The following is a 13,987-nucleotide window of genomic DNA, read 5'->3' as shown; positions in this document are numbered from 1 at the left end:
CCTCCTCGGTAAGTTTATTTGACTTAGTTTTTTATCGCTTTTGCAAAATTGCGAATCGGCGTGATCATATCCTTTATTGGAAGAATTTTATCTGCAAGTGACACTGCCAATTTTTCAAACGCATCCTTTGCTTCTTCGGTTTTTACGCTATCTCCGAGTTCTTTTCTGAACTCTTTAAGAAAACTGTGTAAAACATCTTTATTCATCTCAACTCTTTCCGGATTAAAACTGTAGTTCAGCGTATTTCCTGACTTTTTCAACACATTTTCTATGCACATGCGTGTATATTTATTGTCTAAGACAAATATATAGGCGTCTCCACTGTGATTGAGCCTAAAATTGTCTGCGTTAAGATTTGCGAGGAATTTTTTTATTTCCGTCAGGTAATCGTTTCCTTCCCTGAATTTTAAATCGATGTTCAATTTGGAATTTTTAAGTTTGGCTTCTGAAACCTTAAACATTTTCGCATTATCAAAATTTGAAAATTTTTCCAAAAAGTGCTCTTCACTGTATTTATCAAGAAGAAACAATAAATAATCATTGAGATCATTTTTTTGCATCGTATACAATCCCATTTCTGAAATTTTTCCGATGAGTTCTTCAACCAACTTTTTAGCATTTCCTTCAGAAACATTAATTTTTATCATACGACCTCCTATCGACAGCTTTAACCTGAAATATCTTTCAAACAAAAAAACCTGCGACAATTTTATTGTTTACATTGATTTTACACTTGCTTTTACTTACATAATAGGGAGTTTACTCCCGAAAAAGTCGGGACAAATGGAAATGTCAAGATTTCGGGATATATGACTGAATTAGATTGAACGGCGCCATTTCAGACGTTCAATTTAAACCTTCATGAGCCGCAATTACGTACCGGAATCTCAAGCCTCACTTCCGTTCCGGCTTCCGCAGTGCTTTGCACAACGAGAGAACCGCCCAAAAGTTTTGCACGCATTTCCATTCCGCTCATGCCGAAGTGGTTTTGCGAATATCGTCCGCTTTCAATTTGCGCGGCACCGGCAAAGCCCTGCCCGTCGTCAAAAATCATTATGCAAATAAAATCTTCGCCGGCCTGCAACTGTTTTTCCGAAACCGGCTCGGAACGGCGGTTTTCACTGCGGCCTTTTCTTATGACAATACTTGTCTCGCTTGCTTTTGCGTGCGTTTGTGCATTGTTCAAGGCTTCCTGAATTATCCGCAAAATGTGATGTTTTTGCTCTTTTGAAAAATCGTCAAGCCCAACGTCGGGAGAAACAAAAAACGAGCAGTCTATGCCGCTTTGCTCTTTGAACTGCTCGCACAAATCGTTTATGACGGTTTTAAAAGGAATGTTGCCGACAGCCGGAACTGCAAGGTTTCGAATGATCGTTCTGAGCTGCTTTTGATTTTGTTTTTCAAGACTGATGATTTTTTCGATTTTGAATTGTATCTCATCGCCTTTGGAATCGGAATCGCTTAAAACCGCCGAAAGTTCTTTTTCTTTCAGAAGAAGGGTTTTTATGTTTTGGCTTACCGTATCGTGAAGTTCCCGGCTTATACGGTTTCGCTCCGCTTCCTGCGTCTGAATTATTTCCGAAATAAATTCCCGGTTTTTTTGTAATTTTTTGCGGTTCTTAATATTGCGGATCAAAATAAAAAGAACTGCGACAAAAGAGGTAAAACAGAGTACGATCAAAAGGAAAAAAAACGATGTGTAGAGGTTTAAGGTAGAAAGTAAATCCTGTAATTGCTGTTCGTTCATAGTTCAATTACTCTATATATTCCGTAGCCTAAAAAAGTGGAAATCAGCCTGTCCAGCACGATGATCGGAATACGCGGCAAAAGATATGAAAGGAATATTCCGAATTTTAAATTTTGGAATGCGATGTAAAAATCGTCGATTGCGGAAAACCGCGACAAGTTTCCGAAAAGCGGACGAATAAACGTGTTCAGCGCGCTTGCGGAAAAACTGGTTAAAAAAGCGGAAACGAACGCGATAATCAAAAGGTATAAAACCGTAACGGTATGACTGAAAAAGAATTCTTTTTTGTTTCGGCTGAAAATCCAAGTCGAAATGACTATCAGGATTCCGCAGATTGCATACAAAAAATCAAAATAAAAAATTTCCGTTCCATAGATCACACACAGTAAAATCGTCATAATCGGATTATAGAGAGCTGCGACGATCAGAGCCGGCACAAGCCCCGCATAAAAAACGAGAGCGACCGTAAAAATCGTGTCCATAAAAACGGGAAGCCGCAAATAAGTGACGAGTAAGAAAGCTGCAATGTTCAAAGCAAGTGCCGCCGAGCAAAGAAATGCCGTTTTATAAAATGTTTTCACTCGGACGTTCAATTTAACCGTCCCATTTTTTCCAAGAATTCAAGTTTGTTTTTTACCCCCGCTTTGTCATACAAAATTGTAAGATAATTTACAACGGTCTTTTCCGTGATGCCGAGCGCGGCGGCAACTTCGGCGTTTGTGTTATGGATCGTCAGAGCATCCGAAAGGAGTTTTTCTTTTTTGGTAAACGTCCGACTTATGCAGTTTACTTCCAAAAGGCCTGTTACAAGTTCCGCCTGAATGTATGTTTTTCCGTCGGACACCGCACGAATCGCTGCAAGCAAAATTTCTTCATCCGCATTTTTTGAAACAAAGCCTTTTGCCCCGACGGCAGAACTTACGGCGTGTTCTACGAATCCTCCCGAATCATGACTTGAATACGCGATGCATGGAACGCCGAGTGCGGTAAAACGGCGGATTATTTCAAAACCGCAATTTTCTTCGTGGGCTGCCGGCGAATATTCGGCTTTGAACGAAATATCTACGACGGCGATATGGTTGTTCGGAGAGCCGGACGAGCGAAACGCTTCGATGATTTTTTCGCATTCCGCCCAAGTTCCCGCTTCATGCGTAACTTTGTATTGTGAATGAGTTTCTATCCAGCTTTTTATTCCGTTTCTCAACAGAGCATGGTCATGGCAAAGAATTATATTCGGAATCATGATTGTATTTTATATGAAAAAAACGGCGGTTTACAGGGGGGGGGGCTGCAACAATCGATTTGCCGCTGCCTTTGTTCTTTTTCATATAATCCGGTCGCTGCATGATTCTCCATCCTCAAGTATCTTTGCATCGTCGAATTCCCAACACCGACTGAACGTACGCCGTTAGGACATCACGCGGTAACTGAACGGCGAGCTTCAACCTATCAACTACTTTACGTACACCATGAGGAGCATAACGTCGCTCACTCGGATGCCGGAAATGCGTCCCGCCTGCCCCAGCGTGCGAGGGCGGATCTTTTCGAGCTTTGCACGCGATTCGGCGGAAAGCGATACGACGGATGCGTAGTCGAAATCGTCGGGGATGCGCGCGCTTTCCATACGGTGCATTTTTTCGACACGCCTGTCCTGCTTTTCGATATAGTAGCGGTATTTGAAATCGATTTTCGCTTCTTCCCATTCGCTTTCGCCGTAGCCCGGGTTTTCAAGTTCGGGGTCTTTTAATAATTTTTCGAATATCTCTTCGCGCACGGCATACTTTCGGTTTACGGCGTCGAACTGCGCTTTCGTCTTTAAGCCCGCGGCAAAACCGTAGGAAGCAAGGCGGCGGTCTGCCGTATCGCTTCGGAGTTTTAAGCGATATTCGGCTCTCGCGGTAAACATGCGGTAAGGCTCCTTTGTGCCGAGCGTCACCAAATCGTCGATCAATACGCCGATATACGCTTCGTCGCGGCGGAGTACGAGCGGCTGCCATTCGGGTATCGTTCGAAAATTGTTAAAGCCCGCATCCCTTTGCGTTTTTTCGAGAGCGTCGTTCAAGCGTTCGGGAGACGAGCGCATATCGTCGGAAGAAGCGCACAAGGGGCCGCAGATTTTTCGATGCGCTTTCGCGTAATAGCCCGCGTTGATGCCCGCGACGATGCCCTGCCCCGCAGCTTCTTCGTAACCCGACGTTCCGTTGATTTGCCCTGCGTTGAAAAGCCCCGCGACGCGCTTCGTTTCAAGCGACGAAAAAAGCTGCGTCGGTTCGACGTAATCGTATTCGACCGCATAGCCCGGTCTCGACGGCACGGCGTTTTCAAAGCCCGGCAACGTACGCAAAAACGCGTCCTGTACGCTTTCGGGAAGCGAAGAGGAAAATCCGTTCAAATAGATTTCATCGGTTTCAAGGCTTTCCGGTTCTACGAAAATCTGGTGCCGCTCGCGGTCGGCAAAGCGCACCACTTTGTCTTCGATGGAAGGACAGTAGCGCGGCCCGATCCCCAAAATCTTTCCGCTGAAAAGCGGCGAGCGGTGAACGTTGTCGCGGATTATCCGGTGCGTTTCGCCATTCGTGTATACGATGTGGCAGGGTACAAGCGGGCGATCGACGGAAATATTGTCGTATGAAAAGGGGATAACGTCGGCATCTCCTTCCTGCACGTCGAGCTTCGAAAAATCGACAGTCTTTTTAAGCACGCGGGGCGGAGTGCCGGTTTTCAGTCTCCCCGTCGTAAAGCCGAGTTTCCGAAGCGACTCCGTCAAACCCTGTGCGGCGGCCTCTCCGAGCCTTCCGCACGGAGCGTCGTATTCGCCGATAAATATGCGTCCGCCCAAAAAGGTTCCCGTCGTAAGCACGACGGCGCGCACGGGAACGACGCGGCCCCGCTCGGTTACGATGCCGGTGATTTTCAAGCGCATAGCCGCGCCGAGCGTTTCGCCCCTTTTTTCGCCCTGTATCGTTCCTTCTTCCGCGCTCCCCTCCGAATGCGGCGGAAGCGGCGTCGAACTTTCCGCCGTCACGATATCGGTAACGGTGTCCATGAGCGTCGAAAGATTGGGTTCCGCTTCGAGCGCTTTCCGTGCAAGCCCGGAATAGACGATTTTGTCCGCTTGAGCGCGCGGAGCGCGTACGGCAGGTCCCTTGCTTTTGTTGAGGAGGCGAAATTGAATGAGGGAAGCGTCCGTGAGCTTTGCCATCTCTCCGCCGAGTGCGTCGATTTCGCGGACGATATTGCCCTTTGCGATGCCGCCGATCGAAGGATTGCACGACAGGCGTCCGATCGATTCGATCGTCTGCGTTACGACGAGCGTCTTCAATCCCATGCGCGCGCACGCGAGGGCAGCTTCGATTCCGGCGTGTCCCGCACCGACGACTGCGACGTCATAAAAATCGTAAAAACCGGACATGTCAACCTTGTCGTCTTTTTCTCAAAATGCGGACGATGAACATAATGACCGTCATGCCGGCGACGGGCGTCATAACGGAAATGAGGAATCCCGAAAAAAGGAAAAAGGGCTTCACATAGCCTAAAACGATGCCGAGCGCTGTGAACGCAAACCACGCGATCACTTCCCATGCGGGCGTGTATTCGTTTCCCGCGTCGTCGCCCGACCAAATAAAATCGGAGATGAGATAGCCTGCAGCGCCGCCTATCCACAAAAAAATCACATAGACCGCACCGAGCTTTTCACCGGAAAAGGACGAACAGCCGGTAAACACGAGCGGAAGAGAGAAGAGCAGCACGGATACGAAAGGTTTGGATTTCATACGCAGTGCAACACTATCACATCGCCGTTTTTTCTGCAATATTTTTTCTTACAATATTTTTCTTTTTATACGTTTTATGCTATAATACGCCCTGCAAACCGTTTATCATAGGTTCAATCTCATACCTTCGGAGGCTGCACATGCAGACAGAATTGCTTTCGCCCGACATCGAAACCCTCGTCAAAGAAGAACGGTATGCCGATGTCGCACGCTTTTTGAGTACCCGTCACCCGACGGAAGATGCCGAACTCATCGAAGGTTTGGAGCCTGAAGAGATATATCACCTGTTCAAAAAGCTCGATCCGCGTACGGCGATCGACATTTTCCGCGAACTTCCCGATACGCTCCAATCCGAAACCGCCGAACTTTTGAGCGACGGAGAACTCACACGGCTGCTCAAAATACTGCCGCCGGATGAACGCGCAGACCTCGCAAAATCAATTTCGGAAGACCGGCTCGACGAAGTGCTCCCGCTCCTCGCGCAAAAAGAGCGCGACGAAATCAAACAGCTTTCGTCTTACCCCGAAGGAACGGCAGGATCGGTTATGACGACCGATTACGTCGCGTTCCCCGAATCGTTTACGGTACAGGAAGCGATCAACCGCATACGGCTTGAAGGCGCGCAAAGGGAAGCGGTATCGGTCATATTCGTGCTCACCGAAGAAAGAAAACTGTGCGGCTACGTAACGCTCACTGACTTGATTCTCGCAAAACCTACAGCGACCCTCGCTTCCATAAAAAAAGAGCCGGCAGGAGAAATCACTGCGGACGCCGATCAGGAAGAAGCGTCGTTTACGATAACGAAATACGGCCTTCTCGTTCTCCCCGTCGTCGACAGCTCAGGGCTCCTCATCGGCATCATCACGCACGACGACGCGATGGATGTCGTCGAAGAAGAACGCACGGAAGATATGGAACGCTTTATGGCGATCACCGGAAAACATCAGGAAACGTCGTACTTGAACACGTCCGCGTGGGCGCATTTTTCACGGCGCGTCATCTGGCTGGTCATACTTGCAATATTCGATTTTTTTTCGGGCGCAGTACTGCAGACATACGAAAACACGATCGCACACCTTATGCTCCTCACGTTTTACATTCCCATGCTCACCGATATGGGAGGCAATACCGGAAGCCAAGCCGCGACGGTTATCGTCCGGGCGCTCGCGCTCAAAGAAATCGACAAGAGCGATATACTGCGCGTCGTATGGAAAGAGCTCCGTATTTCGCTTATGCTCGGCCTCGTACTCGGAGCGATCGCGTTTTTGCGTGTCAATCTTATGAGCGGCGGTACGACGATCCCCGCCTCTCTCACCCTCGTACAGATAGGAGTTGCTATTGCGTTCGCGCTCGCCGTACAGGTTATCTCCGCAACGATCATCGGTGCAGCGCTTCCGCTTATTTCCGCCGCGTTCAAAGTCGACCCCGCACTCGTTGCAAGTCCCGCGCTCACGACGATCGTCGATATCACGGGGCTTTTGATTTACTTCGGCATTACCAAAACGATGCTCGGCTTATAACGGGAACACCTATGTTCCGATCACGTTCGCGCCCTGTACTCGATGCGTAGAGCATCGTTTTCGACCAATATCGCTTCATCGTTGGCGATCGCAAGCAAATTGAGCGAAGCCGAATATTCGTCGATTATTTTTTTCGCCGCTTTTTTAAATGGAAAATTCCGGACATGCGGTACCGTATAAAAATCCGTCAAACCCAGCGCATCGAAATTCGTCAATTCGGGCGCTTTTGCACTTGAGTCCATCGCTTTTATATATTCGATATTTTTTGATGCGACGATCGATCCTGCCGATTCTCCGATGTAAAGCTTTCCGTCTTTTACCGCTCGAACGATGACGGCATCGGCTCCCGTCCGTTTCAATTCCTGCAATAAAAAAAACGTATTGCCGCCGGAAACGTACATGCAATCGTTTGCAGCGATCCTGCGGCGGATTTCATCGGGACTTTCCGACGATATGTCCAAAACATCGACGATCATACCCAAGCTTTCAAGCGCTTCTTTTCCCGCTTGTACGTAAAACGTAACTTTTTCCACAGTACTCGCGGTCGGTATAAATGATACCGTTTTTCCCGTAAGTTCTTTTTCAAAGAGCGGCAACAGGCCTGCAACGTCGACAAAAGATGAAGATAAAAATAATTTTTTCATACGATGATCACACTCCTCTGTATTTTATCATACGATCGCAGTATACTGCAAAAAGGTGTCATATTACGACACCTTTAAAATCTTATTACAGGGAAGTGCATCGTGAACAAATCGGAACGCTTGCAGGATATGATGTTCTTTTTAAATGATAAAAATTCGTTTAAACTCGCCGACATAATGTGTCACTACGACATATCGAAAAGTACGGCGCTCCGCGACATAGCCTCTCTCGAACACATCGGCATGCCGATATATGCCGAACACGGCAGAAACGGTGCTTACCGCATACTGCAAAACAAGCTCTTGTCTCCGATTCTTTTTACGCTCGATGAAGTGCTCGCCCTCTATTTTTCCATGTGCACGCTTCGAGCATACGAAACGACGCCCTTTCATCTGAGCGTCGATAAGCTGAAAGAAAAATTCGAAAGATGTCTTGCGCCCGAGAAGATACGGATGCTGCGCCGCATGGAAAAAGTTTTTACATTCGACGCCGTGCGTCACAATCATCGCTGCCGTTTTTTGCGCGATGTTTTACGATCCGCCGTCGAAGAGCGGGTGTGTTCCGTCAGCTACACGAAAAACGGCATAAAAACCGCATATGTCGTTCAATTTTTCGACATATCGGCTTCGTACGGTCAGTGGTATGCGACCGGTTACGATTTCGAAACGAAAAGACCTCGAGTGTTTCGCTGCGATAAAATTATGTCGCTCACACCGAACGATCGCCGAAAAGCGAAGCCTCTTCCACAATTTATAAAAAACGCCGATGCGCTGTACAAAACTCAAGGTGCCGTCGAATTCGAAGCCGTCGTCTCGGAAAAGGGAGCCGATCTCTTTTACAAAGAACACTATCCGTCGATGAAGCTGTATGCGGAACTCGGCGGCTATATTGTCAAAGGCTTTTATAACAAGGGCGAAGAAGCGTTTATCGCGCAGTATTTTATCGGTTACGGAGAAAACGTTTTGTCGGTAAAACCGGCGGCATTGAAAAAACTCATTGCCGCGCGGCTGAAAAAACTATCACGCCGGTATACAGCGGGAAAGAAAGCGCCGACACACGTATCAGCGGCGCTGTGAAGCGAGCCACGCGAACAGCTTTATGCCCCCATCTTCGACATCGTCGTTCAAAACGTATATCCACGACGCATGTCCGTCAAAGCGATACGGATTGCCTTTTTTGTCTTTATAGACACCGCTTAGATCAAGGACGTTGTCGTAAACGACGTAATGCAAATCTTCGGGATGCAATTCTCGCAGACGCGATACGGTCGCGCCGTCGTACTTTTCCATCTTAATTGTGTCGTCGTCTTTTGCCCGCGTAAACCACAGCGGAACTTTCGCAAGTTCGCCGAGCTGGCTGTCCGTAATTTTTTTATCGGGATACGCTTCGCACACGGGAAAAGCCGCCGCAAAAAAATCGGGATATTGCAAAAGCATATTGAGCGTCATATAACCGCCGGCCGAACAGCCGCCGACATATATGCGATCCGGGTCGATGTACGGATGCTCTGCAATACATTCGTCGATCAATCCTTTTACCGCCTCGCTGTAATATGAAACGCTTGCCACGGGATTTTTTTTATCGGATTTAATTTTCAAATCGGTTTTAAAAATAGCATTGGCTGTTTTGAGAAACGGATTCAGTATGTTTTTTGCCGTTCCTTCAATATCGACGGGAACCCAAAGCCGCTTTCCCCCAACACCCTTGCTTGTCGATTCGAGCCACGCCGTCGGAGCTTGCGGAACGAGGACTGCCGCACCGTTTTCGAAATACGACTGAATTTTTTGCCCCGCGAGGTTCACCGCCTTCGTGCCCAAAATCGGCATATACGGATTATTGCCGCCTTCGGCTATACCGTGAAACCAAATGATCAACGGAATTTTTTTATCGCTTTGATCGGAATTTGCCGGCGTCCAAAACGCATACTGCATATCCGTATCGCCGGATGTAAAATCGAATATCGTAAAGCGCGCAGCCTCAGGACATACGGCGGCACTCCGTTTTTTTATCGTAAAGCCGAGTTTTTCGTTTTCAATTTTTAAACCGTAGAGCGTCCCTGTATAGAAGACGGCTTTTATAAAAGGATTTCCGGAAGATTCCTCCGGTTCAACGGAAAGTTTCAGCGTTATATGATTTCCTTCGCCCTCGATTTTATTGCCTCGCGAGTCGGAAAGATACGCGTCGACAACATCGCGCTCGCCTTTTGAAAAACCGGAACCGCGCCGCGCCTGCTCTTCCGGCGCAAAAATTTTCGTAACTTCAAAATCTTTCGCTCTGACGGCATCGGCCGAAAAAGTTTTGCCGGTATTCATTATCACCGTGTCGGCGACGGGCCCCCAATCGTAGGCGCCGACGACAAGTACATATCGATTTTTTGCAGGCTCCGCAGCTTCTGTCAAAACCGTAACCGTGTCCGCTTCTTCCGCAGCAAACGGCAAGAGACAAAAATGCAATAAACATATCGCAAAAAAAAATTTATCAGCTTTGCTCATAAAATTAAGTATATACTATTCTCATACGTACCGCTACAGCGAACGCCGCGACGGAGATGATGTATGTGAAAAACAACAAGGGGGCGAAAAATATTTTTCTTCAATAATTTTTTCGATATTTTTTCATTTCATGTTTTTTCGTTTCATTGCAAAAATCGTTCGGAAACTATACAATGAAACGCTATGGATTTACTGAAAAAACTCGAAGACTGCAAAAAACGCTTCGACGAATTAAGCGCGCGCGTTATGGATGGCGATCTTGTTAAAGACGTCGAAAAATACAAAGACATTATGCGCGAACACGGTCATCTCTCCGAGCTCATGGAATTATACGGCGAATACAAAAAAATGCTCGCCGGCATCGAAAGCGATACCGAACTGATCACGAACGAAGACGATCACGATCTGAAAGAGATGGCGAGGGAAGAGCTGAAATCGCTCGAAGAACAAAAGCCGCTGCTCGAAGAAAAAATAAAATTAAAACTCATTCCGCCGGATCCGCTCGACGAAAAAAACATCATCGTCGAAATACGAAACGGCGTCGGCGGAGACGAAGCGTCGCTGTTCGTCGCCGACCTCTACGAAATGTACGCGCGCTTTGCGGAGATGAAAGGCTGGAAATACGAAATTATGAATTCGACGCCGACGGAAGTGGGCGGCTATAAAGAGATTTCGTTTTCGCTTTCCGGAAAATTCGTATACGGCACGCTCAGATGGGAAGGCGGCGTACACCGCGTACAGCGCGTTCCCGCAACGGAAGCGCAGGGGAGAATCCACACGAGCACGGTAACGGTCGCAGTCCTCCCCGAAGCGAGCGAAACCGATATCGTCATCAAGCCGGAAGACGTGCGCATCGACGTGATGCGGGCGGGCGGGCCGGGCGGACAGTGCGTCAACACGACGGATTCCGCAGTACGCCTCACGCATATTCCGACGGGGCTCGTCGTCATTCAGCAGGACGAAAAAAGCCAAATCAAAAACAAAGCGAAAGCATTCCGCGTTTTGCGCGCGCGCTTGTTCGATTTGGAAGAGAGCAAAAAACGGGCGGAGCGGGACGCGGCGCGTAAATCGATGGTCGGGAGCGGTGACAGAAGCGAACGCATCCGCACGTACAATTTTCCGCAAAACAGAGTAACCGATCACCGCATCAATTTGACGCTGTACAAGCTCGACCAGTTTATGCTCGGCTATATGGACGAAATGCTCGACGCGCTCAACGTGTATGCAAAAGAAGAGCAGCTTAAAGCGGACGTAAGCGAACTCGAACACGACTAGCGGATAAAAGCGCACAGCGGCGGAACAAAAGCGTGACCATCAAAAACGCAAGAGACGAAGCGATAAAAAAATTAACAAATTCTCCGACGGCTCCGCTCGATGCGGACGTTCTTTTATCGCACACGATCAAGTGTTCGAAATCTTTTTTACTCGCACACCGAAATGACGATTTGACGGATGCGCAGTACGGCGCATTTATGTCCGCAATCGCGCTTCGCCAAACGGGACTCGCCCTCGCCTATATCACGGGACACAAAGAATTTTATAAACTCGATTTTATCGTCACACAAGACGTCCTCGTTCCGAAGCCGGACACCGAAACGCTCGTGGAAAAAGCGGTCGAAAGCATCAAAGAGCTTGTACGAAATAAAACGACGAGTACCGGCAAAGCGGTACGGACTGCCGAAGCGTCGAAAAAGAACGCCGAAACGACGAAACAAAACGAAGGGGGACAAACCGACGATACGCTCCGCATCGCCGATATATGCACGGGAAGCGGCTGCGTCGGCATCGCGGCAGCTCGTGAATTGAACGAGTGCGGAATCTTTTGCGAGCTTACGCTTGCCGACATTTCTTCCCGCGCTCTTGAAATCGCAAAGCAAAACGCATCTCGGCTTTTAACAAAAGCGCAGTTCGAACGCACGGCATTCGTCTCGGGCGATCTGCTCGCCGCGATTTCGCCCTGCACCCTCTTCGACGCAATACTCGCAAATCCGCCTTACGTGCCGTCCGATGAAGTGACGGAATTATTAAAAGACGGAAGAGGCGATCCGGCTCTCGCGCTCGACGGAGACGCAGACGGCGCGCTCGGCGTACGGCAAAGCTCGGACGGTCTTGCGATCACGAGGCGCCTCGTAGTGCAAGCGTATGAGCACCTCACGCAAGGCGGTGTGTTTTTTCTCGAAAGCGGCGAATACAATGCAAAAGAAGCCGCTCACCTGATGAAAAAAGCGGGTTTCGTCCGCGTCGAAACGCACTGCGATCTGTCGGGCAGGCCGCGCGTAACGACAGGCCGCCGAAGCGGCATCGTTTATTTTCCGCAGTGCAGCCATGTGAGTTCGTGCTTATTATAATTCAAATGTATGACACGGCTGTCGGGAATGGCTGCAAATTTTTCCACAAGAGGCCAATCGATATCGCCCTGCATTTTTATCGTACAGATCATATTCCGGCAAAGCCCGCTTGAAAGCCATGTGCCGATCCAATCGTAGAGCCTCGAAGGATAACATATCACATCGCTGAAAACCCAATCGCACGCTCCGACATCCTCGGGCTTGAGCGTAAAGGCATCGTGCTTTAAAAATTCGACGCGGGGATGTTTCATAAGACCCGGCGCCAACTCCGCGCGGTCTACCGAAAACACCGTACAGTCCGAACCGGCAAGCACCCATGTCCAACCGCCGGGGCTTGCACCCGCATCGAAACAGCGCTCTCCGGCACACGGCGCTTCACAGCCGAAAAAAATCCGCATAAACGTCAACGCTTCATAGAGTTTCAAATATGCGCGGCTCGGCGGATCTTTGTGATTTTCTGCAAACCGAATCGCACCGGCAGGCAAAAGACTCGTCGTCGCTTCCGATGCGAGCAACGCACGCTCTCCGATGAGCGTATACAACCCGATGGGAGACGCGGGTATGCGCGCGGGGAAGGTGCGCTCTTTGAAATTGACATACGGAAGTTTTTCCTGAATAAGCGAAGCGCGCCTAAAAAAACGATACTGATACGGAGCCCAAGAGCGCTGCATATCGGTAAGAGCGTGCGCCGCATCCCCTATCGAATCGAAACCGATCACAAGAGGCGAGAGCATCGCCGTGCGGCACCAATACGGCGTGCAAAGACTCGAAGCGCCGTTTTCCGAAAGCGTATTTCCGTTTTCTTTCGCATCACCTTTAAAATTATTAATTAATAAATTATCGATATGCGGAACATAGAGCAGATCTCCGTATCGCACGGAATCGCGTAAATCGCAAAAAAAACGTTCGCAAAGTTCGGAGACGAGTATATCGTACATGTCGGGAAACGATAAAAATGCGGCACCCGGTAATTTTTTTACACTACTTGGCATACGGAGCCGACGATTTGATTTTCGACCCTTTGTTCATCGGCAGCGTCGGAAAGGCCTGCGACATATTCGGAAAGGTATACGGAATCGGGAGAGCGGAGAATACTGAAGCCGATTTCCGTCGCGCCTCTGTCTTCTTTTACCCAGCGCGGATGACAGAGCAGCGTAAAAGCGGTTTTGTGCATTTCACCCGAAATGTGCGAGGGCATTACCCTTATCTCATAATCGCTGTCGAGGTCTATGACGACGGGAAAAGGATAATGCACTTTGCAGCCTTCCCTGCTTATATTGTCGAGCACGCCGGGCAGGGCGCAGATTTGCGGAGCGTCTATTCTGCCGATATCGTCGTATCGAATCGATTTTCGAGCGGCGGCACACATAAAGACAGTATGGCCGTTTTTATGCATATAGTCAACACGTACGATTTGACTTCGCATACGCTTCCCGCACGATCGATTTAACGGCGCGGTTCC

14 protein-coding genes are annotated in these 13,987 nt (G+C 48.7%); 4 read left to right on the top strand and 10 right to left on the bottom strand.

What is annotated here, in order from left to right:
- Nucleotides 1-23: 23 nt before the first annotated feature.
- From HMPREF0860_RS12575 to HMPREF0860_RS12550, 6 genes are all read right to left on the bottom strand, one after another.
- A complete protein-coding gene (locus HMPREF0860_RS12575; RefSeq protein WP_021330646.1) occupies nucleotides 24-647 on the bottom strand; it encodes a hypothetical protein in 624 nt (207 codons plus the stop codon).
- 212 nt (nucleotides 648-859) lie between these two features.
- On the bottom strand, nucleotides 860-1,747 hold the full coding sequence (locus HMPREF0860_RS12570; RefSeq protein WP_021330753.1) for a sensor histidine kinase: 888 nt from the start codon (nucleotides 1,745-1,747) through the stop codon (nucleotides 860-862).
- Complete coding sequence (locus HMPREF0860_RS12565; RefSeq protein WP_021495842.1) at nucleotides 1,744-2,280, bottom strand: hypothetical protein; 537 nt, start codon at nucleotides 2,278-2,280, stop codon at nucleotides 1,744-1,746. Before HMPREF0860_RS12565 ends, HMPREF0860_RS12570 begins: the two co-directional genes overlap by 4 nt.
- A gap of 56 nt (nucleotides 2,281-2,336) precedes the next feature.
- Nucleotides 2,337-2,990 carry a response regulator transcription factor gene (locus HMPREF0860_RS12560; protein WP_021330692.1) on the bottom strand — a complete coding sequence of 218 codons (654 nt, stop codon included), beginning with the start codon at nucleotides 2,988-2,990 and terminating at the stop codon, nucleotides 2,337-2,339.
- Nucleotides 2,991-3,200: 210 nt separating this feature from the next.
- The gene (locus HMPREF0860_RS12555) at nucleotides 3,201-5,159 is read right to left on the bottom strand and encodes a tRNA uridine-5-carboxymethylaminomethyl modification enzyme MnmG/GidA (protein WP_021495848.1); all 1,959 of its coding nucleotides are present in this window, start codon (nucleotides 5,157-5,159) and stop codon (nucleotides 3,201-3,203) included.
- Between the two features lies 1 nt (nucleotide 5,160).
- Nucleotides 5,161-5,520 carry a hypothetical protein gene (locus HMPREF0860_RS12550; RefSeq protein WP_021330819.1) on the bottom strand — a complete coding sequence of 120 codons (360 nt, stop codon included), beginning with the start codon at nucleotides 5,518-5,520 and terminating at the stop codon, nucleotides 5,161-5,163.
- A 140-nt stretch (nucleotides 5,521-5,660) separates the two neighbouring features.
- Here HMPREF0860_RS12550 and mgtE point away from each other — a divergent pair, with 140 nt between their 5' ends.
- Nucleotides 5,661-7,040 (top strand): magnesium transporter, encoded by a 1,380-nt coding sequence (gene mgtE, locus HMPREF0860_RS12545; protein ID WP_038081302.1) that lies wholly within the window; start codon nucleotides 5,661-5,663, stop codon nucleotides 7,038-7,040.
- A 20-nt stretch (nucleotides 7,041-7,060) separates the two neighbouring features.
- Here mgtE and HMPREF0860_RS12540 read toward each other — a convergent pair whose 3' ends face one another.
- Nucleotides 7,061-7,684, bottom strand: a complete 624-nt coding sequence (locus HMPREF0860_RS12540) for a peptidase E (RefSeq protein ID WP_021495836.1) — start codon at nucleotides 7,682-7,684, stop codon at nucleotides 7,061-7,063.
- A 102-nt stretch (nucleotides 7,685-7,786) separates the two neighbouring features.
- On the opposite strand from HMPREF0860_RS12540, the gene HMPREF0860_RS12535 reads away from it, so the two are divergent.
- The gene (locus HMPREF0860_RS12535) at nucleotides 7,787-8,761 is read left to right on the top strand and encodes a helix-turn-helix transcriptional regulator (RefSeq protein WP_021330757.1); all 975 of its coding nucleotides are present in this window, start codon (nucleotides 7,787-7,789) and stop codon (nucleotides 8,759-8,761) included.
- On the opposite strand, the gene HMPREF0860_RS12530 is transcribed toward HMPREF0860_RS12535, so the two are convergent.
- On the bottom strand, nucleotides 8,747-10,177 hold the full coding sequence (locus tag HMPREF0860_RS12530; RefSeq protein ID WP_081670760.1) for a prolyl oligopeptidase family serine peptidase: 1,431 nt from the start codon (nucleotides 10,175-10,177) through the stop codon (nucleotides 8,747-8,749). The two genes, HMPREF0860_RS12535 and HMPREF0860_RS12530, sit on opposite strands and share 15 nt — an antisense overlap.
- A 183-nt stretch (nucleotides 10,178-10,360) precedes the next feature.
- Here HMPREF0860_RS12530 and prfA point away from each other — a divergent pair, with 183 nt between their 5' ends.
- Nucleotides 10,361-11,452 (top strand): peptide chain release factor 1, encoded by a 1,092-nt coding sequence (prfA, locus tag HMPREF0860_RS12520; protein ID WP_021330694.1) that lies wholly within the window; start codon nucleotides 10,361-10,363, stop codon nucleotides 11,450-11,452.
- A gap of 32 nt (nucleotides 11,453-11,484) precedes the next feature.
- The gene (prmC, locus tag HMPREF0860_RS12515) at nucleotides 11,485-12,525 is read left to right on the top strand and encodes a peptide chain release factor N(5)-glutamine methyltransferase (RefSeq protein WP_021330764.1); all 1,041 of its coding nucleotides are present in this window, start codon (nucleotides 11,485-11,487) and stop codon (nucleotides 12,523-12,525) included.
- On the opposite strand, the gene HMPREF0860_RS12510 is transcribed toward prmC, so the two are convergent.
- Nucleotides 12,483-13,517, bottom strand: a complete 1,035-nt coding sequence (locus HMPREF0860_RS12510; RefSeq protein ID WP_021330633.1) for an SAM-dependent methyltransferase — start codon at nucleotides 13,515-13,517, stop codon at nucleotides 12,483-12,485. The two genes, prmC and HMPREF0860_RS12510, sit on opposite strands and share 43 nt — an antisense overlap.
- Complete coding sequence (locus HMPREF0860_RS12505) at nucleotides 13,502-13,951, bottom strand: hypothetical protein (protein WP_021330762.1); 450 nt, start codon at nucleotides 13,949-13,951, stop codon at nucleotides 13,502-13,504. The genes HMPREF0860_RS12510 and HMPREF0860_RS12505 overlap by 16 nt, the downstream gene beginning before the upstream one ends.
- Nucleotides 13,952-13,987 lie beyond the last annotated feature (36 nt).

It is taken from the genome of Treponema socranskii subsp. socranskii VPI DR56BR1116 = ATCC 35536 (assembly GCF_000468115.1).
GTDB classification, from domain to species: Bacteria; Spirochaetota; Spirochaetia; order Treponematales; family Treponemataceae; genus Treponema_D; species Treponema_D socranskii.
Note: the sequence above shows the minus strand (reverse complement) of the source record. Positions and strands in the feature narration are given on the sequence as shown.

Excerpts from the sequence above, each read along its gene's own strand:
- HMPREF0860_RS12575 (WP_021330646.1), bottom strand. The coding sequence starts at position 647 with ATGATAAAAATTAATGTTTCTGAAGGAAATGCTAAAAAGTTGGTTGAA.
- HMPREF0860_RS12570 (WP_021330753.1), bottom strand. The coding sequence starts at position 1,747 with ATGAACGAACAGCAATTACAGGATTTACTTTCTACCTTAAACCTCTAC.
- HMPREF0860_RS12560 (WP_021330692.1), bottom strand. The coding sequence starts at position 2,990 with ATGATTCCGAATATAATTCTTTGCCATGACCATGCTCTGTTGAGAAAC.
- HMPREF0860_RS12555 (WP_021495848.1), bottom strand. The coding sequence starts at position 5,159 with ATGTCCGGTTTTTACGATTTTTATGACGTCGCAGTCGTCGGTGCGGGA.
- HMPREF0860_RS12550 (WP_021330819.1), bottom strand. The coding sequence starts at position 5,520 with ATGAAATCCAAACCTTTCGTATCCGTGCTGCTCTTCTCTCTTCCGCTC.
- mgtE (WP_038081302.1), top strand. The coding sequence starts at position 5,661 with ATGCAGACAGAATTGCTTTCGCCCGACATCGAAACCCTCGTCAAAGAA.
- HMPREF0860_RS12540 (WP_021495836.1), bottom strand. The coding sequence starts at position 7,684 with ATGAAAAAATTATTTTTATCTTCATCTTTTGTCGACGTTGCAGGCCTG.
- HMPREF0860_RS12530 (WP_081670760.1), bottom strand. The coding sequence starts at position 10,177 with ATGAGCAAAGCTGATAAATTTTTTTTTGCGATATGTTTATTGCATTTT.
- prfA (WP_021330694.1), top strand. The coding sequence starts at position 10,361 with ATGGATTTACTGAAAAAACTCGAAGACTGCAAAAAACGCTTCGACGAA.
- HMPREF0860_RS12510 (WP_021330633.1), bottom strand. The coding sequence starts at position 13,517 with ATGCCAAGTAGTGTAAAAAAATTACCGGGTGCCGCATTTTTATCGTTT.
- HMPREF0860_RS12505 (WP_021330762.1), bottom strand. The coding sequence starts at position 13,951 with ATGCGAAGTCAAATCGTACGTGTTGACTATATGCATAAAAACGGCCAT.